The 24,785-nt window shown below is 66.5% G+C and carries 29 protein-coding genes; 14 read left to right on the top strand and 15 right to left on the bottom strand.

Annotated features, from left to right (window positions below):
* The coding region (infB, locus tag LQ954_RS15510) for a translation initiation factor IF-2 (RefSeq protein ID WP_231023957.1) at positions 1-2,191 on the top strand (2,191 nt) is incomplete at its 5' end.
* A gap of 44 nt (positions 2,192-2,235) precedes the next feature.
* Positions 2,236-2,622 carry a 30S ribosome-binding factor RbfA gene (gene rbfA, locus LQ954_RS15505; protein ID WP_227773045.1) on the top strand — a complete coding sequence of 129 codons (387 nt, stop codon included), beginning with the start codon at positions 2,236-2,238 and terminating at the stop codon, positions 2,620-2,622.
* Between the two features lie 106 nt (positions 2,623-2,728).
* On the opposite strand, the gene LQ954_RS15500 is transcribed toward rbfA, so the two are convergent.
* Positions 2,729-3,193, bottom strand: coding sequence for a DUF4126 domain-containing protein (locus tag LQ954_RS15500; protein ID WP_231023956.1), 465 nt, complete (start codon positions 3,191-3,193; stop codon positions 2,729-2,731).
* A gap of 126 nt (positions 3,194-3,319) precedes the next feature.
* Between LQ954_RS15500 and LQ954_RS15495 the strand changes: the two genes are divergently transcribed.
* The 5 genes from LQ954_RS15495 (at position 3,320) to pnp (ending at position 8,348) form a co-directional block, all read left to right on the top strand.
* The gene (locus tag LQ954_RS15495; RefSeq protein WP_231023955.1) at positions 3,320-3,916 is read left to right on the top strand and encodes a thymidine kinase; all 597 of its coding nucleotides are present in this window, start codon (positions 3,320-3,322) and stop codon (positions 3,914-3,916) included.
* A 51-nt stretch (positions 3,917-3,967) separates the two neighbouring features.
* Positions 3,968-4,654, top strand: a complete 687-nt coding sequence (locus LQ954_RS15490) for a site-2 protease family protein (protein ID WP_231023954.1) — start codon at positions 3,968-3,970, stop codon at positions 4,652-4,654.
* A gap of 11 nt (positions 4,655-4,665) precedes the next feature.
* The gene (gene truB, locus LQ954_RS15485) at positions 4,666-5,559 is read left to right on the top strand and encodes a tRNA pseudouridine(55) synthase TruB (protein WP_231023953.1); all 894 of its coding nucleotides are present in this window, start codon (positions 4,666-4,668) and stop codon (positions 5,557-5,559) included.
* A gap of 19 nt (positions 5,560-5,578) precedes the next feature.
* Positions 5,579-5,848 (top strand): 30S ribosomal protein S15, encoded by a 270-nt coding sequence (rpsO, locus tag LQ954_RS15480; RefSeq protein ID WP_046409695.1) that lies wholly within the window; start codon positions 5,579-5,581, stop codon positions 5,846-5,848.
* A 157-nt stretch (positions 5,849-6,005) separates the two neighbouring features.
* Positions 6,006-8,348: a polyribonucleotide nucleotidyltransferase gene (gene pnp / locus LQ954_RS15475; protein ID WP_227773040.1), complete on the top strand. Its 2,343-nt coding sequence runs from the start codon at positions 6,006-6,008 to the stop codon at positions 8,346-8,348.
* Between the two features lie 463 nt (positions 8,349-8,811).
* On the opposite strand, the gene LQ954_RS15470 is transcribed toward pnp, so the two are convergent.
* Positions 8,812-9,249 (bottom strand): phasin family protein, encoded by a 438-nt coding sequence (locus LQ954_RS15470; RefSeq protein ID WP_231023951.1) that lies wholly within the window; start codon positions 9,247-9,249, stop codon positions 8,812-8,814.
* 160 nt (positions 9,250-9,409) lie between these two features.
* On the bottom strand, positions 9,410-11,128 hold the full coding sequence (locus tag LQ954_RS15465) for a PHA/PHB synthase family protein (protein WP_231023950.1): 1,719 nt from the start codon (positions 11,126-11,128) through the stop codon (positions 9,410-9,412).
* A gap of 112 nt (positions 11,129-11,240) precedes the next feature.
* Here LQ954_RS15465 and LQ954_RS15460 point away from each other — a divergent pair, with 112 nt between their 5' ends.
* The 5 genes from LQ954_RS15460 to thiD all read left to right on the top strand — a co-directional run bounded on the left by LQ954_RS15460 (position 11,241) and on the right by thiD (position 15,371).
* Positions 11,241-12,449, top strand: coding sequence for an LL-diaminopimelate aminotransferase (locus tag LQ954_RS15460; protein WP_227772741.1), 1,209 nt, complete (start codon positions 11,241-11,243; stop codon positions 12,447-12,449).
* A gap of 31 nt (positions 12,450-12,480) precedes the next feature.
* A complete protein-coding gene (locus LQ954_RS15455) occupies positions 12,481-13,260 on the top strand; it encodes a sulfite exporter TauE/SafE family protein (RefSeq protein WP_231023949.1) in 780 nt (259 codons plus the stop codon).
* A gap of 99 nt (positions 13,261-13,359) precedes the next feature.
* Positions 13,360-13,803, top strand: a complete 444-nt coding sequence (locus LQ954_RS15450) for an acyl-CoA thioesterase (RefSeq protein WP_227772743.1) — start codon at positions 13,360-13,362, stop codon at positions 13,801-13,803.
* A gap of 10 nt (positions 13,804-13,813) precedes the next feature.
* On the top strand, positions 13,814-14,038 hold the full coding sequence (locus tag LQ954_RS15445; RefSeq protein ID WP_227772744.1) for a DUF1272 domain-containing protein: 225 nt from the start codon (positions 13,814-13,816) through the stop codon (positions 14,036-14,038).
* Between the two features lie 64 nt (positions 14,039-14,102).
* Complete coding sequence (gene thiD / locus LQ954_RS15440) at positions 14,103-15,371, top strand: bifunctional hydroxymethylpyrimidine kinase/phosphomethylpyrimidine kinase (RefSeq protein WP_231023948.1); 1,269 nt, start codon at positions 14,103-14,105, stop codon at positions 15,369-15,371.
* Between the two features lie 38 nt (positions 15,372-15,409).
* On the opposite strand, the gene LQ954_RS15435 is transcribed toward thiD, so the two are convergent.
* The 5 genes from LQ954_RS15435 to rpmF all read right to left on the bottom strand — a co-directional run bounded on the left by LQ954_RS15435 (position 15,410) and on the right by rpmF (position 18,450).
* A complete protein-coding gene (locus LQ954_RS15435) occupies positions 15,410-15,811 on the bottom strand; it encodes a MerR family transcriptional regulator (protein ID WP_231023947.1) in 402 nt (133 codons plus the stop codon).
* Positions 15,808-16,110 (bottom strand): integration host factor subunit alpha, encoded by a 303-nt coding sequence (locus LQ954_RS15430; protein ID WP_227772747.1) that lies wholly within the window; start codon positions 16,108-16,110, stop codon positions 15,808-15,810. Before LQ954_RS15430 ends, LQ954_RS15435 begins: the two co-directional genes overlap by 4 nt.
* Positions 16,111-16,195: 85 nt before the next feature.
* On the bottom strand, positions 16,196-17,164 hold the full coding sequence (locus tag LQ954_RS15425) for a beta-ketoacyl-ACP synthase III (RefSeq protein WP_231023946.1): 969 nt from the start codon (positions 17,162-17,164) through the stop codon (positions 16,196-16,198).
* Positions 17,161-18,192: a phosphate acyltransferase PlsX gene (plsX, locus tag LQ954_RS15420; RefSeq protein ID WP_231023944.1), complete on the bottom strand. Its 1,032-nt coding sequence runs from the start codon at positions 18,190-18,192 to the stop codon at positions 17,161-17,163. The genes LQ954_RS15425 and plsX overlap by 4 nt, the downstream gene beginning before the upstream one ends.
* A gap of 78 nt (positions 18,193-18,270) precedes the next feature.
* Positions 18,271-18,450, bottom strand: coding sequence for a 50S ribosomal protein L32 (gene rpmF, locus LQ954_RS15415; RefSeq protein ID WP_088333810.1), 180 nt, complete (start codon positions 18,448-18,450; stop codon positions 18,271-18,273).
* A gap of 194 nt (positions 18,451-18,644) precedes the next feature.
* On the opposite strand from rpmF, the gene LQ954_RS15410 reads away from it, so the two are divergent.
* Positions 18,645-19,082 carry an MAPEG family protein gene (locus LQ954_RS15410; protein WP_231023943.1) on the top strand — a complete coding sequence of 146 codons (438 nt, stop codon included), beginning with the start codon at positions 18,645-18,647 and terminating at the stop codon, positions 19,080-19,082.
* A gap of 47 nt (positions 19,083-19,129) precedes the next feature.
* Here the strand turns inward: LQ954_RS15410 and LQ954_RS15405 are convergent, their stop codons facing one another.
* From LQ954_RS15405 to hisG, 4 genes are all read right to left on the bottom strand, one after another.
* The gene (locus LQ954_RS15405; RefSeq protein WP_227772751.1) at positions 19,130-19,306 is read right to left on the bottom strand and encodes a DUF4169 family protein; all 177 of its coding nucleotides are present in this window, start codon (positions 19,304-19,306) and stop codon (positions 19,130-19,132) included.
* Entirely contained in the window at positions 19,307-19,762 is a 456-nt protein-coding gene (gene nusB / locus LQ954_RS15400) for a transcription antitermination factor NusB (RefSeq protein ID WP_227772752.1), read from the bottom strand.
* A 215-nt stretch (positions 19,763-19,977) separates the two neighbouring features.
* Positions 19,978-21,267, bottom strand: a complete 1,290-nt coding sequence (gene hisD, locus LQ954_RS15395; protein WP_231023942.1) for a histidinol dehydrogenase — start codon at positions 21,265-21,267, stop codon at positions 19,978-19,980.
* The gene (hisG, locus tag LQ954_RS15390) at positions 21,264-21,929 is read right to left on the bottom strand and encodes an ATP phosphoribosyltransferase (protein ID WP_231023941.1); all 666 of its coding nucleotides are present in this window, start codon (positions 21,927-21,929) and stop codon (positions 21,264-21,266) included. Before hisG ends, hisD begins: the two co-directional genes overlap by 4 nt.
* Positions 21,930-21,975: 46 nt before the next feature.
* Here hisG and LQ954_RS15385 point away from each other — a divergent pair, with 46 nt between their 5' ends.
* Complete coding sequence (locus LQ954_RS15385; RefSeq protein ID WP_231023961.1) at positions 21,976-23,076, top strand: DUF2332 domain-containing protein; 1,101 nt, start codon at positions 21,976-21,978, stop codon at positions 23,074-23,076.
* Positions 23,077-23,112: 36 nt separating this feature from the next.
* Here the strand turns inward: LQ954_RS15385 and LQ954_RS15380 are convergent, their stop codons facing one another.
* From LQ954_RS15380 to LQ954_RS15370, 3 genes are read right to left on the bottom strand one after another with little or no spacing between them, the layout of a single operon-like run.
* Positions 23,113-24,015 (bottom strand): pirin family protein, encoded by a 903-nt coding sequence (locus LQ954_RS15380; protein WP_231023940.1) that lies wholly within the window; start codon positions 24,013-24,015, stop codon positions 23,113-23,115.
* Positions 24,005-24,484, bottom strand: a complete 480-nt coding sequence (locus tag LQ954_RS15375) for an NUDIX hydrolase (RefSeq protein WP_231023939.1) — start codon at positions 24,482-24,484, stop codon at positions 24,005-24,007. The genes LQ954_RS15380 and LQ954_RS15375 overlap by 11 nt, the downstream gene beginning before the upstream one ends.
* Positions 24,481-24,771, bottom strand: a complete 291-nt coding sequence (locus LQ954_RS15370) for a BolA family protein (protein WP_231023938.1) — start codon at positions 24,769-24,771, stop codon at positions 24,481-24,483. The genes LQ954_RS15375 and LQ954_RS15370 overlap by 4 nt, the downstream gene beginning before the upstream one ends.
* Positions 24,772-24,785: the final 14 nt, after the last annotated feature.

Raw genomic sequence — 24,785 nt, 5'->3', positions numbered from 1 at the left:
GCCAGCCCCGCCGCCGCCCGCAACGGCCAAGCGCGCGGCGCCGCCGCCGCCGCCGGTGGTTGAGCTGGCACGCGACCCGTCGTTGCCGGCGCCCCGCCGCTTCTCGCCGGTTGCCCGTCCCGAGATTCCCAAGCCGCAGCCCAAGCCCGAGCCGAAGCCGGAGCCAAAGCCCGCAGCAACGCCTGCAGCAGCGACGTCCTCTTCCACGCCGCAGCAGCGCAGCCTGCCGTCGGGACAGGCGACGCCGCGCAATGCGCCGCCGAGCCGTCCGCAGCAGCGCGACCGCAAGGGTGACGAGCGTCGCGGCGGCAAGCTGACCGTGAATCGTGCGCTGAACGAGGATGGCGCGCGCGCCCGCTCGCTCGCCGCGCTGAAGCGTGCGCGCGAAAAGGAAAAGCGTGGCTGGACCGGCCCGCGCGAGCCGCAGGCCAAGCAGGTCCGCGACGTGCAGGTGCCCGAGGCGATCACCGTCCAGGAACTGGCGAACCGCATGGCGGAGCGCGGTGCTGACCTGGTGAAGGCGCTGTTCAAGATGGGCATGCCCGTCACCATGACGCAGACCATCGACCAGGATACGGCCGAGCTGCTGGTGACCGAGTTCGGCCACAACATCGTGCGCGTCAGCGACAGCGACATCGACCTCGCGCTCGACACCGCACCGGACAGCGATGCCGATCTGAAGCCGCGTCCGCCGGTTGTGACGATCATGGGCCACGTCGACCACGGCAAGACCAGCCTGCTCGACGCGCTGCGCGGTACCGATGTGGTGCGCGGCGAGGCCGGTGGCATCACCCAGCATATCGGCGCCTATCAGGTGACGCTGAAGGACAAGTCGAAGATCACCTTCCTCGACACGCCGGGTCACGAGGCGTTCACCGCCATGCGGGCGCGTGGTGCCGACGTCACCGATATCGTGGTGCTGGTGGTTGCCGCCGACGACGGGCTGATGCCGCAGACGATCGAGGCGATCAATCACACCAAGGCGGCCGGCAAGCCGATGATCGTGGCGATCAACAAGATCGACAAGCATGATGCCAATGCCCAGCGCGTGCGTGAGCGCCTGCTGGAGCATGACATCCAGGTCGAGGCGATGGGCGGCGAGACGCAGGACGTCGAGGTTTCCGCGCTAAAGAAGACCGGCCTCGACGAGCTGATCGAGAAGATCCAGCTGCAGGCCGAGCTGATGGACCTGAAGGCGAACCCCGACCGCGATGCCGAGGGCAGCGTGATCGAGGCGAAGCTGGACAAGGGCCGTGGCCCGGTTGCCACCGTGCTGGTCACGCGCGGCACGCTGAAGGTCGGCGACGTGTTCGTCGTCGGCGCGGAAAGCGGCAAGGTGCGTGCGCTGGTCGACGACAAGGGCCGCCAGCTGAAGGAAGCGGGCCCGTCGACGCCGGTCGAGGTGCTCGGCATCTCGGGCACGCCGTCGGCTGGTGACCAGCTGCAGGTGGTCGAGAGCGAAGCGCGGGCCCGCGAAGTGGCGGAATATCGCCAGGGCGTGCTGACGCAGAAGCGCACAACCGCGGCACCGGCGAGCCTCGAGAGCATGTTCTCCGCACTGGCGGCGAACAAGGCGATCGAATATCCGCTGGTGGTCAAGGCCGACACGCAAGGGACCGTCGAGGCGATCGTTGCCTCGCTCAACAAGCTGTCGACCGACGACATCCGCGTGCGCATCCTGCACTCGGCCGTTGGTGGCATCACCGAGAGCGACGTCAACGCGGCTGCGGCCTCGGGCGCACCGATCATCGGCTTCCACGTGCGTGCCAATGCCAAGGCGCGCGAGATTGCCGAGCGGCACAAGGTGGCGTTGAAATATTATGACGTCATCTATGACCTGATCGACGAGATCCGGGCCGGCATGGCGGGCGAGCTTGGCCCCGAGGCGTTCGAAACGGTCGTTGGCCGTGCGGAAATCCGCGACGTCTTCTCGGCCGGCAAGCACGGCAAGGCCGCCGGTCTGCTGGTGGTCGAGGGTGCGATCCGCAAGGCGCTCAAGGCCCGCATCACGCGCAACGACGTCATTATCTACAATGGCGAAATTGCCTCGCTGCGGCGCTTCAAGGACGACGTTCCCGAGGTTCGCGCCGGTCTGGAATGCGGTGTGACGTTCACGCAGAACTTCACCGACATCCGCCCGGGCGACTTCCTCGAAACGTTCGAGGTCGAGCTGCGCGAACGCACGCTGTAAGGACATGAACCCTCTCCCCCATGCGGGGAGAGGGGAGTCTCATGATGACCGATCAACCAGAAAAATCCGTCCGTACCCTGCGCGTTGGCGAGCAGGTGCGTCACGTGCTGTCCGAGATCCTGCAGCGCGGCGACGTGCATGACGACGTGCTGGCATCGCACATGGTGAGCATCACCGAAGTGCGCATGTCGCCCGATCTGCGCCACGCGACGGTGTTCGTGAAGCCGCTGCTGGGCAAGGACGAGGAAGCGGTGCTGAAGGCGCTGCGCACCAACACCGCTTACCTCCAGCGCGAGGTCGCACGGCGGGTGAAGATGAAATATGCCGCCCGCCTCAAGTTCCTGAGCGACGAGAGTTTCGACGAGGGCAGCCACATCGACCAGTTGCTGCGCTCGCCCGCGGTGGCGCGCGACCTGGGCGAGGGCGAGTAAGCACCGTCATACCGGCCCTGGGCCGGCATTCCCGTTCTGCACTGTTGAACCCTGGTCGTGCGCCGGTGCCGTAGATTGCGGCACCCGGCGGGTGTCCCGGTGCTCGTCAGGCGGCGCGCTTGACGAGGCGCGGGTCGGCCGCGGCGACGCCGGTGGCGAGCACCAGCGCATCCTCGAAGAAGCCGCTCGCGGTCTGGCCGTAGCGGCGCAGCGCGGCCATGCGGATGCGCCACCCGACATAGGAACTGGCGAGCGCAGTGCCGAGCGCGACGGCGGCGCCGGTCACGCGCTGCCCCTTGGGCGCGAGGGCCGCACCGGCATAGGCCGAGGTGACGCTGCGCACCGCAAGGCCGATCGGCACGATCCGGTCGGGCGCGGTCTTCTGCTTGTCGCCGGCCATTTCCGCGGCGCTGAAGGCGACGGCGCCCCAGGCGATCAGCGGGTTCTTGAACAATTTGGCGAGCGGCATGTCGTCGGGCAGCGCGCCGCGACGGCCGGCGGCGGCGAGCGCCGCGAGCGGCACGATCCCGCGTTGACCAGCGGCCAGCCCGATGAGGTAGGAACGAAGCATCGGCGAATTCCTCGTGTGGTTCGCGCGAACAATCGCTGGCGGCGGCTTCGTATCCGCGAGGGTGCAGGAAAACGGGGCGAGAGGAAAACAGTGGCGCGGCGCGCGCCGATCGGGAACAGCAAGGGGATGGCCAAGCTCTATTTCTATTATGCCAGCATGAACGCGGGGAAATCGACCAACCTGTTGCAGGCCGATTTCAACTATCGCGAGCGCGGTATGGCGACGATGCTGTTCACCGCGGCGATCGACGATCGCTTTGCGGCGGGCACGATCACCTCGCGGATTGGCCTGTCGGCGCCGGCGACGATGTTCGACGCGAGCACCAACATCGCCGCCTGCGTGCTCGACCGCCACGCCGAGGAAACGGTGGCGTGCGTGCTGGTGGACGAGGCGCAGTTTCTGACTGCGGCGCAGGTCGACCAGCTGGCGCGGCTGGCGGATGTCGATGGCATCCCGGTGCTGGCTTATGGCCTGCGCACCGATTTCCAGGGCGCGCTGTTCGAAGGGTCCGCGCGGCTGCTGGCGCTGGCGGATGCGCTGATCGAAATAAAGTCGGTCTGCGAATGCGGCCGCAAGGCGACGATGAATCTGCGCGTCGACGCCGAGGGACGGCCGGTGGCGGCGGGGGCGCAGACGGTGATCGGCGGCAACGACCGCTATGTCGCGCTATGCCGGCGGCATTTCACCGCGGCGCTGGAGCGGGGTGCCACCGGCAACGCATGACGTGCGGGAGCGCTGGCGCTCGCTCGCCCGCCCCCCTATCTCGCCGGCATCATGACACCCGACAATCCCATCTACGCCGCGGCGGTGTGGATCATCCCGCTGATCATCGCGATCGTCTTTCACGAGGTGGCGCATGGCCTGATGGCGCGTGCGCTGGGCGATCCCACCGCGGCGCAGCTCAACCGGCTGTCGTTCAACCCGATCCGCCATGTCGACCCGATCGGAACAGTCATACTGCCGCTGGGCCTCGCGCTCGCCAAGGCGCCGGTGTTCGGATGGGCCAAGCCGGTGCCGGTGGATGCGCGGCGGCTGCGCAACCCACGCTGGGGCATGGTGGCGGTGGCGCTGGCGGGGCCAGGGATGAACTTCCTGCTGGCCGGGATCGCGGCGATCGCGATCGGTGTCCTTTATGGGCAGATGAGCGGGCCGCCCGAGGGCGCGAGCCAGTTCGTCTTCGCCAACCTCGTCAACTTCCTGCTGATCAACATCTTCCTCGCGGTGTTCAACCTCTTGCCGCTGCCGCCGTTCGATGGCGGCCATGTGGTGGAGGGCGTGCTGCCGCGGCGGCTGGCGGTGGAATGGGCGAAGCTGGCGCGCTTCGGCTTCCCGCTGATCATCGTGTTGCTGGTGGTGGTGCCGATGATCTGGCCGACTGCGAGCATCGTGGGCAAGATCGTCGGGCCGCCTGCCGACTGGCTGGTGCGCCAATATCTCGCCTTTGCGCAGCTGTTCGCCTGAGGACCCCCGACATGCATGGATGGCTGATCCTCGACAAGCCGCTGGGGCTTGGATCGACGCAGGGCGTGAGCGCGGTGAAGCGCGCGCTGCGCGAGGGCGGATATGGCAAGGCGAAGGTGGGTCATGGCGGCACGCTGGACCCGCTGGCGTCGGGCGTCCTGCCGATTGCGCTGGGGGAGGCGACGAAGCTCGCCGGGCGGATGCTCGACAGCGACAAGGTGTATGATTTCACCATCCGCTTCGGCGAGCAGACCGACACGCTGGACTCCGAGGGGAAGGTGATCGCGACCAGCGACGTGCGCCCGACGCGCGATGCGCTGGCCGCCGTGCTGGCGGACTTCACCGGGCCGATCGAGCAGATGCCGCCGGCATTTTCAGCGCTGAAGGTCGACGGGCAGCGGGCCTATGATCTGGCGCGGGCGGGCGAGGAGGTGGTGCTCAAGACGCGCGCGGTGACGGTGTTTTCGCTCAGCCTGGCCCAAGCGGCGGAGGCGGGGGCGCTGGAAGAGGCGACGCTGAGCGCGCATGTCTCCAAGGGCACTTATATCCGCAGCCTGGCGCGCGACATTGCGCTGGCCCTTGGAACGGTAGGCCATGTCACCTATCTCAGACGGACGAAGGCGGGGCCGTTCGGCCTTTCGCAGGCGATATCGCTGGACAATTTGAGCGAAGCCGCTAAGGGGCGCACCCTTGAACATATTCTCCTGCCGTTGAGGGCGGGGCTGGACGACATCCCGGCTCTATCCCTCACGCCCGACCAGGCAGGGGCGCTCCGCCAGGGGCGTGTTCTGGCCGGGATCGTTGCCGACGATGGCCAGTATTTTGCCTGCCTGCACGATGTGCCGGTGGCGCTGATCGAGGTCCAGGCCCGCGAGGGTCGTGTCGTCCGCGGCTTCAACCTATAAAGATGTCGAAGGAAAACACATGTCGATCACTGCGGAACGCCGCCAGGAACTCATCAAGGATCACGCCCGCGCCGAAGGCGACACCGGTTCGCCGGAAGTCCAGGTCGCGATCCTGACCGAGCGGATCCGGAACCTGACCGAGCACTTCAAGGGCCACGCCAAGGACAACCATTCTCGTCGCGGCCTTCTGATGATGGTCAACAAGCGTCGTTCGCTTCTCGACTATCTCCGCAAGAAGGACGGGGATCGCTACCTCGCCCTCATCGCGAAGCTCGGTCTTCGCAAGTAATAACGGAAGGGCGCCCTCGCGGCGCCCTTCTCGCATATGCGCTTTGCGTGTGACGCGAGCGTCCAACGCCAGCGGGCAATAAGGCCCGACTGGCACGAGCCAAGACTGGCTCAAGCAGGCCCCGGCTGCATAGGGCGGCCGGAGTGAAGGAAACGAAATGTTCGACAAGAAAACGGTAAGCATCGAGTGGGGCGGCAAGACCCTGACGCTCGAGACGGGCAAGGTTGCCCGCCAGGCTGACGGCGCGGTCATCGCGACGCTCGGCGAAACGGTGGTGCTGTGCGCCGTGACCGCTGCCAAGACGGTCAAGGAAGGGCAGGATTTCTTCCCGCTCACTGTCCACTATCAGGAAAAGTTTTCCGCCGCCGGTCGTATCCCGGGTGGCTTCTTCAAGCGTGAGCGTGGCGCGACCGAAAAGGAGACGCTGGTTTCGCGTCTGATCGATCGCCCGATCCGCCCGCTGTTCCCGGAAGGCTTCTACAACGAGATCAACGCCATCGCTCAGGTGCTGAGCTATGACGGCGAGAACGAGCCCGACATCCTCTCGATGGTCGCCGCTTCTGCCGCGCTCACCATCTCGGGCGTGCCGTTCATGGGCCCGATCGGCGCCGCGCGCGTCGGCTATGTCGATGGCGAGTATATCCTCAACCCGACCGACAAGCAGGTCGAAGAGGGTCAGCTCGACCTGGTCGTCGCCGCTACCTACGACGCGGTGATGATGGTTGAATCCGAAGCCAAGGAGCTGTCGGAAGAGATCATGCTGGGTGCCGTGCTGTTCGCGCACGACGCATGCCGTGAAGTGGTCAAGGCGATCGTGAAGCTTGCCGAGCAGGCCGCCAAGGATCCGTGGGAGCTGGCGCCGGTCGACGACAAGTCGGCGACCATGAAGAAGCTCGACAAGGCGATCGGCAAGGATATCGCCGCCGCCTACAAGCTGACCGACAAGCAGCAGCGCCAGAACGCGCTGAACGAGGCGCGCGCCAAGGCGCGTGAGGCGTTCGCTGACCTCAAGGAAAGCGATCCCGCCCAGTATCTCGGCACGCTGAAGCTGGTGAAGAAGCTGGAGGCGAACATCGTCCGTCAGGCGATCCTGAAGGACGGCAAGCGCATCGACGGCCGCACCACCACGCAGATCCGCCCGATCGAGGCGGAGACGCACTTCCTGCCGCGTGCGCATGGCTCGGCACTGTTCACGCGTGGCGAAACCCAGACGATCGCAACCGCGACGCTTGGCACCCGCGACGCGGAGCAGATGATCGACGGCCTGAACGGCCTGTCGTACCAGCATTTCATGCTGCACTATAACTTCCCGCCGTATTCGGTCGGTGAAGTGGGCCGCTTCGGCGCGCCGGGCCGCCGCGAGGTTGGCCATGGCAAGCTGGCGTGGCGTGCGCTGCACCCGGTGCTGCCGTCGAAGGAAGAGTTCCCGTACACGATCCGTCTGACCAGCGACATCACCGAGTCCAACGGCTCGTCGTCGATGGCGTCGGTGTGCGGCGGTTCGCTGGCCCTCATGGACGCCGGCGTGCCGATCAAGCGTCCGGTGTCCGGCATCGCGATGGGCCTGATCCTGGAAGGCAAGGATTTCGCGATCCTGTCCGACATCCTGGGTGACGAGGATCACCTGGGCGACATGGACTTCAAGGTGGCTGGCACGTCCGAAGGCATCACCACGATGCAGATGGACATCAAGATCGCCGGCATCACCAAGGAGATCTTCGAGGCGGCACTGCACCAGGCCAAGGAAGGCCGGGCGCACATCCTGGGCGAGATGAACAAGGCGCTGGGTGAAACCCGCACCGAGCTCAGCGCGCACGCACCGCGCATCGAGACGATCACGGTCGACAAGTCGAAGATCCGCGACATCATCGGCACCGGCGGCAAGGTGATCCGCGAGATCGTCGCCACCACCGGCGCCAAGGTCGACATCGACGACGAGGGCGTGGTGAAGATCAGCTCGTCCGATCACTCGCAGATCGAAGCCGCGATCAACTGGATCAAGGGCATCGTCGAAGAGGCCGAGGTCGGCAAGATCTACACCGGCAAGGTCGTCAACATCGTCGATTTCGGTGCGTTCGTGAACTTCATGGGTGGCAAGGACGGCCTCGTCCACGTCTCCGAAATGAAGAACGAGCGCGTCGAGAAGCCGACCGACGTCGTGTCCGAAGGCCAGGAAGTGAAGGTCAAGGTCCTCGAGATCGATCCGCGCGGCAAGGTTCGCCTGTCGATGCGCGTCGTCGACCAGGAGACCGGCGCCGAGCTGGAAGACACCCGTCCGGCGCGCGAACCGCGCGAGCCGCGTGGTGACCGTGGTCCGCGTCGTGATGGCGGCGGCGACCGTGGTGGTCGCGGTGGTGACCGTGGCGGCGATCGCGGCCCGCGCCGTGACCGTGGCCCGCGCCGCGAGCGTTCGGAAGGCGGCAACGGCGGTGGCAACGATGACGGCCCCGCGCCCGAGTTCGCCCCGGCGTTCCTGACCGGCGACCGCGATCGCGACTAAGCGATCCGTCGCCTTCGGGTGATACAGGAAGGGCCCCGGCAGCGATGCCGGGGCCCTTTCTCGTTTGCGGTGCGGGGGGGGGGGCGGGTCGCGTCGCGTGGCCAAGTACCGTCGGCCCGCTGACCTCGAACGGATCCTGTTAAAGCTCGTCCGCGATGTCTGGGATGCTTCGGGTATGCCGTAGAGGCGTACGGGGGGCAGGGCCGTCGCGTTCGCGACTGAAGCACCTGCATCTAGTGCTACTGCCGTCGGGCGCCCCGGGGATCTCAGACCCGCGACGCGGGCGTCCTCGAGCATGGAAGCGAAAGGCGCCCGGGTCGCGGCGAGAGGCCACCATAGACGCCATGCCCGAACGAACGTCACCCCGGGCCTGAGCTGGAGTCCCGCTCACCTCCGCCGTGGCGAAAGGAGCGGGACCCCCGATCAGATCCGGGGTGACAGAGCTTCTGAAATCAGATGCCGCTCAGGCGGCGGTCTTTGCCTTCTCGACCGCCAGGGCGACGCGGTTGGAGATCGGCTGGGCGATCTCGCCGGCCAGCTTCAGCGCCGTCTCGGTGGAGCGTGAGGTTTCGGCAACAAAGGCATCGAACGACGCGCGAGCGAAGTCGCTCTGCAGCTGGAACAGCTCGGCTGGCGACTTGACGCCGCTCAGCAGGCGGAACGCGCCGGTCGCGCTTTCATAAGAGGTCTTGAGATAGCTGGCGGCGTTCTGCCCCATCTGCTCGAAGCCCTTGGCAGCGATCTTCGAGGATTCAACCACGGCTTCAAGGTTCGCCTTCTGGAAGGCGTTCATATCCTCGAACGCCTTGGCGCTCTGTTCCATCTGCGCCTTGGCACGCTCGTTCGCCTGAGCGAAGATCGCCTTCGTCTGTTCGGTCATCGACTGAAATGCTTCGACCATTATCCGTTCCTTCGCGCTGCGGACCGCCCCTGCAGGGCGTTCGTTAGGGGCGGTCTCGTGCGGGATAATCGCCTGCCGCCTTATGCTGGTATGCTGCGGTGCAAAATAATATGCGCCAAGCTATTGTTCAAGCACATTGTGCGGTGCAGCATGACGGTAGTTATCGCGCCCGCACGTAGCTGCCCGGCGCGTCTTCAAGAGCGGGTACCGCGCCAACGCCGGGCACCCGGGCGCCGTCCGCCGGAACGGTGGCTTCGCCCTGCCGCCGCAACCAGGCGAGCCAATGCGGCCACCAGCTGCCCTTGGTCTCGGTGGCCCCGCTCACGAACTCCGTGAAGGAAGCCACCCGCGCAGTGTTGGTCCAATATTGATATTTGCCGGCGGACGGCGGGTTTACGACTCCGGCGATGTGGCCGGAACCGGCGAGCACGAACTCGATCGGACCTCGGAAATGCCGGGTGATCTCCCAGACGCTCTCCGCCGGCGCGATATGATCCTCGCGCCCCGCCTGCACGAAGCATGGGGTGTCCACCTTGCCGAGGTCCAGCGGCGTGCCGTCGATCGTGAGCGCGCCGGGCGAGACCAGCAAATTGTCACGATACAGGTCGGTCAGATAGCTGTGATGCCATCCGACGGGCAGGTTGGTGGTATCTCCGTTCCAGTGCAGCAGATCGAAGGGAACGTAATCGTTGCCGAGCAGGTAATTGTTGGTGACGTAGTTCCAGATCAGGTCGCGCCCGCGGAGCAGATTGAACGTCGCGGCCATGTAGCGGCCATCGAGATAGCCCTCCGGCGATAGCGAGGCGAGCAGCTGCAATTGTTCGTCGCTGATGAAGGTCTTCAGGTCGCCGGCACTGCGAAAATCCACCTGGGCGGTGAAGAAGGTGGCGCTCGCCACCTTTGCGGCCTCGCCGCGCGCGGCGAGCAGTGCAAGCGTGGCGGCAAGGGTCGTGCCCGCGACGCAATAGCCGATCGTGTGAACCGACGGGACGGCGAGCAGGTCGCGGATCACGTCCACCGCCTCGACTTGCGCCGAGATATAGTCGGCCCAGACGACATCCTTCATCGATGCATCCGCCGATTTCCAGGACACCATGAAGACGCTGATCCCCTGATCCAGGCACCATCGGATGAAGCTTTTCTCCGGCGTCAGATCCAGGATGTAGAAGCGGTTGATCCACGGCGGGAAGATCACCAGCGGGATGGCCAGCACCTCGCTGGTCGTCGGCGCGTAGTGGATCAGCTCGAACAGGGGCGTGCGATGGATCACCTTGCCCGGTGTGGTGGCAAGGTTCCGGCCAAGCTCGAACGCGTCGGGCGGGGTGTGAGTCATTTGCCCGCGACCGATGTCCGCCAGCATGTGCTGCAGGCCCTTCAGCAGATTCTCGCCGCGCGTCTGCAGCGTGCGTTCGATCACTTCGGGATTGGTGAAGGGGAAATTGGTCGGGCTGATCGCATCCACGAAGCCGCGCATGGCGAAACGAAGCTGCCCCCGCTTCGTGTCGTCGACACCCTCCAGTGTGTCGACGCTGCGCAGCAGGTGATCGGCGAGCAACTGGTAGGATTGGCGGATCCAGGCGAACAGCGGGTTCTGGTGCCAGGCGGGAGCGGTGAAGCGCTTGTCGATGCGCCCTCCACCAGGCTCCGGCACCGGCGCGGATGGTGCGCTCGCAGCGAGGAACTGCTGCCACATCGACAGGCTTTCGGACCAGAAGTCGCCCGTTTTTGCGGCGCCGCCGTCCCCGCCGGCCGCCTCATCCTTCGGCCGGGCGTCCAGCATCGCGAGCCCCTGTTCCAGCATCATCTGCTGCGCACGGCCGATCACCCATGTCCAATGCTGCAGATCGGCGAGGTTCGGCGGCGGGGGCTGGTCGGTCATCTGATCCTCTCCGCGCGTCACCATAGCGTGGCTATACGTGGGCGATAGTCCTCGCCTGCTTTCGCTGCGGCGGCGCAGGGTCTATGCCACCGACTCCGCAACCGAGGTTCGCATGTCCGACGAATTCTACCGCATCAAGCGTCTGCCGCCCTATGTCATCGCCGAAGTGAATGCGATGCGGGCCCAGGCGCGCGCGGCCGGTGAGGATATCATCGATCTAGGCATGGGAAATCCCGATCTGCCGCCACCGCCGCATGTGATCGCCAAGCTGGTCGAAGTGGCGCAGAAGCCGGATGCGCATGGCTATTCGGCATCCAAGGGCATTCCCGGCCTGCGCCGTGCCCAGGCGAATTATTACGGCCGCCGTTTCGGCGTGGACGTCGATCCCGAAACCGAAGTGGTGGTGACCATGGGTTCGAAGGAGGGGCTGGCCAGCCTCGCCACGGCCATCACTGCGCCTGGTGACGTGATCCTGGCGCCAAATCCGTCCTATCCCATCCACACGTTCGGCTTCATCATTGCGGGCGCGACGATCCGCGCGGTGCCGACGACGCCGGATGACCGTTATTTCGAAAGCCTGGAACGGGCGATGGCGTTCACCGTACCGCGGCCGAGCGTTCTGGTGGTCAATTACCCATCGAACCCGACCGCCGAGGCGGTGGACCTTTCCTTCTATGAGCGGCTGGTTGCCTGGGCGCGGGAGAACAAGGTCTGGGTGATTTCAGACCTCGCCTATTCTGAGCTGTATTACGACGGCAATCCGACGCCTTCGATCATGCAGGTGAAGGGCGCCAAGGATGTGGCGATCGAATTCACCTCGCTAAGCAAGACCTATTCCATGGCCGGCTGGCGGATCGGTTTCGCCGTCGGGAACAAGACGCTGATCGCGGCGATGACCCGGGTGAAGTCCTATCTCGATTATGGTGCCTTCACGCCCATCCAGGCGGCCGCCTGTGCCGCGCTGAACGGCCCGCAGGACATCGTGGATCAGAACCGGAAGCTTTACCACAAGCGCCGCGACGTGATGGTCGAAAGCTTCGGTCGTGCGGGCTGGGATATTCCAAGCCCCCGCGCCAGCATGTTCGCCTGGGCACCGCTGCCGCCGGCGCTGGCGCATATGGGCAGCCTGGAATTCTCCAAGCAGCTGCTGACCCATGCCAAGGTCGCAGTGGCCCCTGGTGTCGGCTATGGCGAAAACGGCGAGGGCTTCGTGCGCATCGCCATGGTCGAAAACGAGCAGCGGCTGCGCCAGGCCGCGCGCAACGTGAAGAAGTATCTGGCCAGCATGGGCGTGAACGTGCCTGCGCGGAACGCCGGTTGATCGCGACGTTGCCGCCCGCCACGGGCCTCGCATGACCGGCTATGATCCGCTCTATTCCCTCGCCGGAATCCTGGTGGGGATGCTGGTGGGATTGACCGGCGTCGGCGGCGGCTCGCTGATGACGCCGCTGCTGGTGCTCGCATTCGGCTTTCATCCGGCGACTGCGGTGGGCACGGACCTGATCTATGCTTCCGCCACCAAGACGGTGGGCGGGGCGGTCCACGGGTTGCGCGGCACGGTGGACTGGAAGATCGTTCGCCGCCTGGCTGCCGGGAGCCTGCCGGCCGCCGCCCTGACCCTGCTGGTGCTCAGCCGCAGCGCGGACCGGGGTAAGGACAGCGGCGCGACAATCGCCTTCGTGCTTGGCCTGGCTTTGGTGGGGACCGCCGCGGCCACCTTCTTTCGCGGGAGGATCGTTGCGGCGATTGGCCCGAAGTTTCGAGGGATGGCACCGCGCACGCTTGGCGTGTTGACGGTGGCGCTTGGCGTGGTGCTCGGCGTGCTGGTCTCGCTCACCTCGGTTGGGGCAGGGGCGCTGGGCATGACCGCGCTCCTGCTTTTGTATCCCACAGCGCCGGTCAGCCGTCTCGTTGGGTCCGATATTGCGCACGCGGTGCCGCTGACGCTGATTGCCGGCATTGGCCATTGGTGGCTTGGCTCAGTTGATGTGATGCTGCTTCTGTCGCTTCTGGCGGGTTCGATCCCTGGCATTGTGATCGGCAGCCTAGTCGCCTCGCGCGTAACAGACCGCGTGCTGACGCCGATCCTTGCGGCCACGCTGGCGGTGGTCGGGCTCAAGCTGATCCTGTAGGTGCTTCCCGCTCGTTTCGGACCCTGGCCGTAGAAGGGCTGCGGCGCCACGCTCGGGCCCGTTGTCCCGACCGGCCTATCAAGATTCAGGACTGAACCCATGCCCCGTCCCGGCTTTTCCTTTTCGACCGCGTTCAAGGTGCGTTATGCGGAGATCGACGGCCAGCGCGTCGTCTTCAATTCGCGCTATCTCGAATATGCCGATGTCGCCGTGACCGAGTTCTGGGAGTGGACCGGGATCGCCGACGCGTTGGGCGATACGTGGCGCGAGATGGAGTTTCATGTCCGCCGCGCGAATGTCGATTATCTGAAGCCACTCATGCTGGGTGATACGGTGGATACGTCGGTGCGGATCGAGCGGATCGGCTCATCCAGCCTCACCAAGCGGTTCGAGATCGCCAACCAGCACGGCGAATTGTGCAACATCATCGAGTTGGTGAGCGTGAACGTCCATCTGCCGACCGGCCGGCCGGTGCCGATCGAGGGGGAAGTGCGCAGCTTCCTGGAAGCCCTGATGGTGGCACAGCCCGATCGGGTGGCGTAAGGTAGCCGCCATGCTGGAAATGCGCCCCGACTGCGAACGCTGCGGTACCGATCTGCCGGCCGATGAGGGCGGCGCGTTCATCTGTTCGTTCGAATGCACCTTTTGCGCGGACTGCGCTGAGGCGCTGGACGAACGTTGCCCGAATTGCGGGGGCGAGTTGCTCGACCGGCCGGCGCGGGTTGGGGCCGCGCTGAAGAAGCATCCGGCATCGACCAAGCGACACTTTCAGGGCTGACGGACCGGACGGCTGACGCACCGGCCTGCTTGCGGGCCGGTGCAGGGACGGGCATGCCGCTGGCGTGCCTGTTGACGTAACCGCCGTTTCTACCGCAGCCCCCGCGGGAGCCCTGCGCACCAGCCGCATCCTGATCATCGCCGGATCGGATTCTGGCGGCGGCGCTGGTATTCAGGCGGATATACGCACGGTCACGATGCTGGGCGGCCATGCAATGACTGCGATCACGGCGCTGACCGCGCAGAACACGCTGGGCGTGCAGGCCGTGCATGCCATTCCGGCCGCCATGGTGGTCGAGCAGATGCGCTCTTGCCTCCATGATATTGGCGCCGACGCGGTGAAGATCGGGATGATCGGATCGGCTGAGACCGTTCACGCTGTCGCCGACGTGCTGGAGCCGCTGGGGCAGGCCGGCGTGCCAATCGTGTTCGATCCGGTGATGATCGCGACCTCGGGTTCCGTGCTGGCCGACCCGGAGACCATCGGTGCCTTCGCCCGGCTGATGCGGGTGGCGACACTAATTACCCCCAACGCCCCGGAACTGGCCGCGCTGACGGGCCGGGCGGTGGAAACGGCCAGTGATGCGATGGTGGCCGGCCGTGATCTGGCGCGCGAGACTGACGCGGCAGTGCTGGCGAAGGGCGGGCATCTGACGCTCGGCGCGGCAGAGCAGGCGCGGTCGAGGGAAGCGGACGCGCGTGATCTGGTCGCGGATCATCTGATCCTGCCCGACGGCACGGACAGGGTGTGGACCGACCCGCGCATCGAATCGCAACATACCCATGGCACGGGCTGTACGCTCGCCAGCGCGATTGCGGAGGGGCTTGGCCGTGGCCTGACGCTGGCCCACGCGATTGCACGGGCGCGGTGCTTCGTCCGGGTTGCGCTCCGCGAAGCGCCGGGCCTGGGTGCCGGCCATGGTCCAATGGGGCACCAGCGGGTGCGGCTGGACTGCGATATCGGCGGCGCAACGCCCAATCACGTGACGCTGCCCGCCGATGATCACGCCGCCAGCATATCCTTCTATCGGGCGCTTGGCCTGACCATGATCGTGGAAAGCGCCGGCCGCTACGCCCGGTTCGAGAGCGTCGGGGGAACCACCCTCTCGGTCGAAGCTGTGGACGAAATTGGTGACAGGCCCGTCATCTTCGTCGAGGTCGCGGACCTTGACAGCGCGGTCGCTTCAGCACGCGCGCAAGGAATTGCCGTTGCCGATCCGCGCGTGGAGCCTTGGGGCTGGCGCGAGGCGCGACTGACGGATCCGGCGGGCAACAAATTGTGCCTGTACGTCGCGGGTGAGAACCGGCGTTTCCCGCCGTGGCGGCTCGTCTGACGTTGCTGCCGCCCCGACGTTCGGGGCCGCTGCTTTCGTCAGGCGGCGTCAAGCGCCTGCTGCAGCCGATCGCGAATAGCGCGTAGAGCCGCGACCATATCGGCGGAGGGCTTCGCCGGTGCCGCTGGCGGTTGGGCGATCGCGGGCGTTTCAGCCTCTGGCGCAGGCGACGGCGCCGTCTTGCCGCCGCGGCCTTCCGCCGCCAGCAGCTTCTGCACGCCCTTCACCGTATAGCCTTCGGTTCCCAGCAGACGCTGGATACGCTCGATCAGCGCGACGTCGGCCGGGCGATAATAGCGACGGTTGCCAGCCCGGGTGACCGGGCGAAGTTCGGGGAAGCGCGTTTCCCAGTATCGCAGCACATGGGGGGCGACGCCGGTCGCGGTCGCCACCTCCCCAATGGTGCGAAAGGCACCTTCAGACTTTTCGTTAACGCTCACGCGCCTGCATTGACGATGCGATCGCGCATCATCTGGCTGGCCCGGAAGGTAAGCACACGACGCGGTGCGATCGGCACTTCGACCCCGGTCTTGGGGTTGCGACCGACCCGCTCGCCCTTGTCACGCAGGACAAAGGTGCCGAAGCCGGAGATCTTCACGTTTTCGCCACGGGCAAGCGCACCGCAAAGCGATTCCAGAATCTGTTCCACCAACCGGGAGGAATCAGCGCGTGACAGCCCCACCTGGCGATGCAGCGATTCCGCCAGATCGGCCCTGGTCAACGTGCCAGCATCACTCATGTGTAAACTACTCCCCGCCGCTTATTGCGTCAGGTTATCATCAATATGCGGGAATCGGAAGGCGCAACTGGCAACTCGCCGCGTCTCAGAACCGGACGACGGCGGCACCCCAGGTGAAGCCGCCGCCCATCGCCTCCAGCACGACGATCTGGCCGGGCTGGATACGCCCGTCGCGTACCGCGGCATCAAGCGCCAGCGGCACCGACGCGGCCGAGGTGTTGGCGTGCTGGTCCACCGTCATCACCACCTTTTCGGCGGGCAGGCCAAGCTTGCGCGCGGTGGCGTCGAGGATGCGCGCATTGGCCTGGTGCGGCACGACCCAGTCGACATGATCAGCGGTGAGGCCGGCGATCACGAGCGATTCCTCCATCACCGCAGCAAGGTTGACCACGGCGTGGCGGAATACTTCGCGGCCCTTCATGCGCAGCTTGCCGACCGTTCCGGTGGTGGAAGGGCCGCCGTCAACATAAAGCAGCTCATTGTGCCGCCCGTCGGCGTGCAGACGGCTGGCGAGAATGCCGCGGCCCTGCGCCGCATCGCTGTCCTGCGCCTCCAGCACGATCGCGCCCGCGCCGTCGCCGAACAGCACACAGGTGGCGCGGTCTTCCCAGTCGAGGATCCGGCTAAACGTCTCCGCGCCGATCACCAGCGCGCGCCGGTGCGCCCCGGCACGCAACATGCTGTCGGCGACCTGCACGGCGTAGAGAAAGCCCGAGCAGACCGCCGCGACGTCAAATGCCACGCAATCGTCGATGCCCAGCATCGCCTGCACCTTGGTGGCGCTCGACGGGAAGGTCTGGTCCGGGGTTGCGGTGGCCAGGACGATGAGGTCGATATCCTGCGCGTCCACCCCGGCGCTCGCCAGCGCGACAGTTGCGGCATCGCGCGCCAACGTGGCGGTCGTTTCCTCCGGCCCGGCGATGTGGCGAAAGCGGATACCCGTGCGCTCGACGATCCACTCATCGGTGGTGTCGACCATCTCGGCCATTTCGGCATTCGACACGCGGCGCGCCGGCAGCGCCGACCCGGTGCCGGTGATGACGCTGCGAATCATGCCGCCTGCCTCTCGAAGTTCCTCAGATCCTCGGCGATACGCCGGGTCAGATCGGCACGCACCATCTTGGCCGCGACCCCGATCGCGGTGGCGACGCCGAGCTCGTTGGCGCCGCCATGGCTTTTCAGCACCAGGCCGTTCAGGCCCAGGAACACGGCGCCATTGTGATTATTGGGGTCCAGCCGGTCGCGCAGCAGCTGGGTTGCCGGGCGCGAGATCAGGAAGCCGATCTTGGAGCGCACCGAACTGGTGAACGCGCGCTTCAGGAGATCGGCGACGAAGCGGGCGGTGCCCTCCGCCGTCTTCAGCGCGATGTTGCCGGAAAAGCCGTCGCAGACGATCACGTCATGCTCGCCGCGCGACAGCCGGTCGCCCTCGACGAAGCCGGTGAAGGTCATCGGAAGGTGCGGGGCGGCGCGCAGCGCGGCGGCAGCGTCACGGATTTCCTCCGTGCCCTTCTGATCCTCGCTGCCGATGTTCAGCAGCGCCACGCGCGGACTTTCGAGATCCATCGTCACCCGGGCATAGGCCGCACCCATGACCGCGAACTGAACGAGGTTCTTCGTCTCGACTTCGGTATTGGCGCCGAGATCGAGCATGACGAGATCGTTCTCGCCGAGCGTCGGGAGCAAAGCTGCCAGCGCCGGGCGATCGATGCCGGGCATGGTGCGTAGCGACAGCTTGGCCATCGCCATCAGCGCGCCCGTGTTGCCGGCGGAGACCGCCGCAGCGGCGCGCCCCTGCTTCACGCAGTCGATCGCGACGCCCATCGACGTCGTCTTCGCGCGACGCAGCGCCTGGCCAGCCTTTTCGTCGCCCGAAATGACATCGGGTGCGTGGACGATTTCAGCATTCTGGCTAAGGTTCGGATGGCGCTTCAGGCCGTCGCGAATCGCTGCTTCATCACCGACGAGGAGAAACTTCATCTCCTCGAATTGATGACGCGCACGCGCGACGCCCGCCAGCATGACCGCCAGCCCCTCGTCGCCGCCCATCGCATCGACGGCGATCCAGGAACTATCGGCCATGGCGGGACGATCTCCGTGCTCTAGTCAGCGTAACCGAATCTCCGGCGGGCACGCGTGTGCGGCCCACCGCAGACGGCGTCAGCCCTCGACCGAGATGACCTCGCGGCCATTGTAGTGGCCGCAGGACGTGCACAGGTTGTGCGGACGGCGCAGCTCACCGCAGTTCGGGCACTCCTGGAACGCCTCGACCGACAGTGCGTCATGGGCGCGGCGCATGCCACGACGGGAGGGAGAAGTCTTTCGCTTGGGGACGGCCATCGCGGCACCTTGATCAATATTGTTCTAAACAAATACGATTGGCCCGACGACGATCAGCGCAGGCCGGAAGATCACCGGCCGCGCCGGGCAGTCGGGCGCATCGCGAAGACCCGCGCCTATAGCGGATCGCGCGGGCGTTGCAAGCGGCGTGGCAGGCTGGCAGGCTCCCTTGCAACAAAAAGGGGGAGGATAGGATGGTGTTGCCAGTCACGCTCGTCATCGCTGCGGCCTGCGCGGTGATCAACATCTGGCTGGCCGTGCGCTTGGTGCGCGGGCGGCTGAAGGGCAAGGTGATGGTCGGGGACGGCGGCGATCCCGCGATGCTCTCCGGCATGCGCGCTCATGCCAATTTCGTCGAATATGCACCAATCGTGCTGATCCTGATGGCCTTGATCGAGCTTGCGCGTGGGCCGCAGGTGGCGCTGTGGATCATCGGCGCGGTGTTCGTCGTCGCGCGAATCGCTCACCCACTGGGCATGGGGCGGTCCGCGCCCAATCCGCTGCGGGCGGGCGGCGCCATGGCAACGTGGATCGTGACGCTCGTGCTCGCGGGCTGGGCGCTGGCGATCGTCCTGGGCGGTGAGAGCACGAGCAGCTTCACGATTGCGCCTGTGGAAGCGCCGCGCGGCTGACCACGGCGCCCGTAGCCGCTGCGCCGCCGGGTAACGGGCCAGCGGGATCAGTCTTCGCGCTTTACCCCGTCGAGCAGGCGATCGTGTCGCGCGGCCTCTGCAACGGCTGCCTCACGTTCCGCCTTGGTCCTACCGAAGGCGAGGCGATTCGCGGCGGCCTTGTCCTGGGCGTCGGCGCGGGCGCGGGCCTTTCGGGCTCGCCGCAGGTTGATCACCTCCCCCACTTAGGGGCGCACCTCGCGAGCGATTCCGTCGAGCAGGCCATTCACGAAGCCGGCCTCGCGCCGCTCGTAGAAGGCATGGGCGACGTCGACATATTCGCTGATCACCGCGCCCTTCGGCACGTCCACGCGCGACAGCAGTTCATAGGTGCCGGCACGCAGGATCGCCTTCATCGGCTTGTCGAGCCGGTCGAGCGTCCAGCCACTGGCCAGCTTGCTTTCGATCAGCTTGTCGATCTCGCCGATCCGGGCGTGGGCGCCGGTAACGATATCGTCGAAGAAGGCGACGTCCGCTTCCGCATATTCGGCGCCTTCGATGGTCGCGCCAATGCGGTGGTGGTGGAATTCATGAAGGAGGGCCTGCATGGCCGTGCCCTCCATCTCATGCTGGTAGAGCGCCTGGGTGGCGGCGAGGCGCGCGGCGGCGCGGGCCTTGGAACGAGCAGCGGTACGGGACATGGCGGCCGCCCTTACGCGGATGGGCGCGGATCGGCCAGTCCCTCGACGCAAGCCCGCGCGAGGCAGCAATGCTGCGGGCGGCGTGTTTGTATGCACGAAAGTGAATCATTCCGGGCCTGCGCCGGCCTCCCAGAGGAGCTGCGAGTCGCGATCGCTGGTCTCCCCGGCCGGAGCGCCCGCGACATCATGGATGCTCGGCTCTCTGGATCGGTGATTTACTTCCGAAGCCGCAGGGCCACCGATTGCGCATGCGCCGGGAGACCCTCCGCCTCGGCCAGCGCCACCGTTGCGGGACCCAGCTTCGCCAGCGAATCAGCGTCGAGCTGAAGAAAGCTGGTGCGCTTCATGAAGTCGGTCACGCCCAGCCCGCTGGCGAATCGCGCGCGCCGTCCGGTGGGCAGCACGTGGTTGGGTCCGGCGACATAATCGCCGATGGCTTCGGGCGTGTGCCGGCCAAGGAACGCTGATCCGGCGTGGCGCAGGCGATCGAACAGCGGCTGCGGATCGTCGACGGCAATCTCGACGTGCTCGGGCGCCAGCGCGTCCACCAGCGGCATCGCTTCGACCAGGTCGCGCACGATCACGATCGCGCCGCTACGATCCCAGGCGATCCGTGCAGTTTCACGCGTCGGCAGGTCGTCCAGCTGCCGCTCAACCGCAGCTACGACTGCGTCGGCGAAATCGGGCGAATCGGTGAACAGGATCGATTGGGTGGTCACGTCATGCTCGGCCTGGCTGAGCAGGTCGGCGGCGATCCAGTCCGGATTGTTGGCCCCATCGGCGACCACCACAATCTCGCTCGGGCCAGCCACCATGTCGATGCCAACCACGCCATAAACCTGGCGCTTGGCCTCCGCGACCCAAGCGTTGCCCGGGCCAGTGACCACATCGACGCGCGCGATCCGGTCGGTGCCCCAGGCGAGCGCGGCGACTGCTTGGGCGCCGCCGACCCGCCACACCTCGTCTGCGCCGGCCAGGTGCGCAGCGGCGAGGACCAGCGGGTTGATCGCGCCTTTGGGCGTCGGCGTCACGACCACAAGCCGCTCCACACCCGCAACCTTGGCGGGAATGGCGTTCATCAGCAGCGTGGAAGGATAGGCTGCCCGGCCGCCGGGAACATAGACACCGGCTGCATCCACCGCTCGCCACCGGGCGCCGAGGCGCACGCCGGCCGCATCGGTGAACTCGGTATCGGCGGGACGCTGCTTTTCGTGATAGGCACGGATGCGCGTTGCCGCGAGCTCAAGCGCTTCGCGCAGCAGCGGGTCCAGCGCCTCGAACGCGGCCGCGCAGTCTGACAGCGGGATCATCCAGCCGCTCTCGTCCAGGTCATGGCCGTCGAGCTTTTGCGTGAACGCCTTCAGCGCGGCATCGCCCTCATCGCGCACACTGCGCAGGATGGTGGACACGTCGCGTGCCACGTCGGCGTCCGATTCGCGGCGCGCATCGACCAGGGCTGCAAAATCCTGCCCAAAGGACGGATCGGCGGTGGAAAGGCGGATCATGCCGCCACCGCCTCATTCACGGCGCGGCGGAAGGCCTCCACCAGCGGCACCACCAGCCCGGCCCGCATCTTCATGGCCGCGCGGTTGACGATCAGGCGGGACGATACTTCGACGATCGTCTCCACCTCAACGAGACCGTTTTCCTTCAGCGTGCGGCCGGAGGACACCAGATCGACGATGCGCGGCGCAAGACCAAGCATCGGCGCCAGCTCCATCGCCCCGTTCAGCTTGATGCATTCCGCCTGCACGCCGCGGTTGGCGAAATGCTGGGCGGTGAGGTGGGGATATTTGGTGGCGACGCGCACATGGCTCCAGCCGCGCGGGTCATCCGCCTCGGCCAGTTCCTTCGGCTCTGCGACCGAGAGGCGACAGTGGCCAATGTTGAGGTCCACCGGCGCATATAGTTCGGAATAGGCGAATTCGCCGAGCACGTCGGAACCGACGATGCCCAGCTGCGCCGCGCCGTGTGCGACGAAGGTGGCAACGTCGAACGCGCGTACCCGGATCAGCGCGATGGCCGGATCTTGGGTGGCAAAACGAAGGGCGCGGCTGTCCTCATCGAAGAAAGCAGCTTCGGGCACGACGCCGGCGGCGGCGAGCAAGGGCTGCACCTCGGCGAGGATCCGCCCCTTGGGTACGGCGATGACGAGCGGTTCGGCCATGGTGGCGGGCTTTACGCACGGGCCGGAACAGGCGCAACACGTCACCATGGGCAGCGAAGCAGAGAACCGCGAGTCGTTTCACGTCCAGGCGGCCTATTGCGAGGCCATGGCCGCGCCGATCACGGCGCGCGTCTGTGTTGCGCTGGCCGATGCGCTGGATTGCGACAGCGAGACCGGGCGGCGGGTGCTCGACTGGTCGGGAGAGCCGGTGGCGGATGCGCTTGTCCTGCGCCTGGTCGGCGGACTCCATGCGCTGCATCGGCGCGGGGGCGACGCAGGGCTCGATCGGGTCTTCACCGGGGCAGTCACGGATGGGGCGGAAGTGACCGCGATCTTGCGATCGGTGGTGCGGGCGCATGACGCAGCATTGCTGCCGTGGCTGGACGGCCCGCCGCAGACGAATGAAGCGGGGAGATCAGCCGGGTTGATGACCGGGCTGCTCCATGTCGCGGAGCGATACGGCCCCGAGATGGATCTGCTGGAGATCGGGTCGAGTGCCGGGCTCAACCTGCTGATTGATCGCTACGCCTTCGATCTTGGCGGAATACGGCTGGGGCCGATCGATTCGCCGGTCCTCATCGCGCCGGAATGGCGTGGTCCGCCGCCGCCGGACGCCGCCATGACGATCCGCTCGGTCCAAGGCGTCGACATCGCGCCGGTCGACGTGGCCGATCCAGACCAGGCGGAGCGGCTGGCCGCTTACGTGTGGGTGGACGCTGCCGAGCGCCTCGAGCGTATCGAGCGCGGTATCGCCATGATCCGCGCGCATGGCGTGTCGCTGGCGCAGGGGGATGCAGCGGAGTGGGTGGAGGCGCGGCTTGCCGAACCGCAACCCGCCGGGACGACCCGCGTGCTGATGCACTCCGTGGTCTGGCAATATCTTCCACCTGCATCACAGGCCCGCATTCGCGAGGCGATGGACGCGGCCGGCGCGCGCGCGACGCCGGAGCGGCGGCTCGCCTGGGTGATGATGGAGCCCAACCGCGATCTTCACCGCCACGAAGTGCGCGTACAGACATGGCCCGGCGATCGACCGATGGAGCTGGTGGCGCTCACCCATGCACATGGTGCCTGGGTAGAGGCTTTGTCCCCGCCCTATGAAACGCGCGACTATGTGATGCGGCGCGGCCCCTACGAGCGGGATTGAGGAGCGGGCCGAACGCGTCCGGCCCGCCCGTGCCAGTCAGGGGTAGCTCACTGTGTTCGGCTGACCGGGGATGGGGATCCATTCGATTTCGTCACCGGGCACGACCGGGAATTCGCGCGCCATCCAGGCCCGCTTCGCTTCCTGGATTCGCTCGCGCGAAGAGCTGACGAAATTCCACCAGACATGGCGCGGCGTCGCAAAGGCATCGCCGCCTGCCAGCATCGCGCGCGCGCCGCCGCTGGAGCGCAGCATCGCCGCGATGCCGGGGCGAAGAACGTACAGCCGCTGCGGCTCCAGCGGCACGCCCTCCAGGGTGGCGTCTCCCTCCACCAGATAGATCGCGCGCTCGTCCGCCTCCGCGTCGATGGGCACGCTTGTGTTCGGGCGAAGCACAATGTCGGCGTAGATCGTGCCGGCATGAGTGGTGGTCGGCGCAGCCTGGCCCCACAGACTGCCCATGATGACACGGGCGCTGACGCCGCCGTCGCTGATCACCGGCAGGTCACCGGCCGCGACATGCTCGAACGCGGGATCGATCTCCTCGCGCCCATCCGGCAGGGCAAGCCACGTCTGGATGCCCGACAGCGCCGGCCCGCCGGGCCGAACGTCTGCCGGGGATCGCTCCGAATGAACGATGCCGCTGCCCGCCGTCATCAGGTTCACCGCGCCAGGCTGGATGGTGATGGCCGTGCCCAGCGAATCGCGGTGTCCCATCGCGCCTTCGAACAGATAGGTGACGGTGGCGAGGTTGATGTGCGGATGCGGGCGCACGTCGATCCCTTGCCCCGGCGGCAAGTGTGCGGGGCCCATCTGGTCGAAGAACAGGAACGGGCCGACCATCGTTCGTTCGCGATGCGGCAGGGTACGGTGAACCTTGAACCCGCCGATGTCGTGGGTCGCCGGCAGCAGCGTCAATTCAATCAGTTCGTCACGCGTCATGGTCCGTCGCCTCCAGCATCGCGAGTAGATCGTCGGGATAGATCGTTTCGTGCCAGCCGGCGATCTCGTCCCGACGGAACCATCGCCATTTCGTCATCACCCGCTGCTCCAGCTCGGTATGGCCGGATGGGTCGATGTCGCCAACCTCCACATCGACGCGGAACCAGCGTTCGTCCGCTGTCACTTCGACGCGTTCGATGGTGAGGAAGTCGATCTGCCGCCGGGCCACTTCAGGGCCGGGATCTGCGCGAATGCCGGTTTCCTCGAACAATTCGCGACGGGCCGCCTCGGCATAGCTTTCGCCCGGGTCGACCGCGCCGCCCGGCGTGCACCAGAATGGCGCGCGATCGTCGCCGGGGGCGAAGCGGAACAGGAGGATATCGCCGTCGCGGTTGACCAGCAGGATGCGCGCTGCCGGCCGCGCGACCCGGGCGATTAGCGGTTGCCCGGCGGCGCCCGCGCTGCTCACCGCGGCTCGCCGGGCGCCAGGGTTTTCATGGCCAGCGCGTGGACATGGTCGCGCAGCAGCTCGGCGAGCGCCTGATTGACCAATCGCTGTCGCGCAACCCGGTTAAGCCCTGTAAAGGCGGCACTTTCCACGACGACGCGAAAGTGCGATTCGCCCGATCCGTCGTCCCCGGCATGGCCGCGGTGATGCGCACTTTCGTTGATCACCTCGAGGTGTGTCGGTTCGAGCGCCGAAGCGAGGCGGGCGGTGATGGCTTGCTGAACGGGGCCGGTGGAAGGCGTGGTCATCGCGCCTATATAGT

This window comes from Sphingomonas sp. IC-11 (assembly GCF_021043365.1).
GTDB lineage: Bacteria > Pseudomonadota > Alphaproteobacteria > Sphingomonadales > Sphingomonadaceae > Sphingomonas.
The sequence above is the reverse complement of the archived record's forward strand: the minus strand, read 5'-3'. Positions and strand labels throughout refer to the sequence as shown.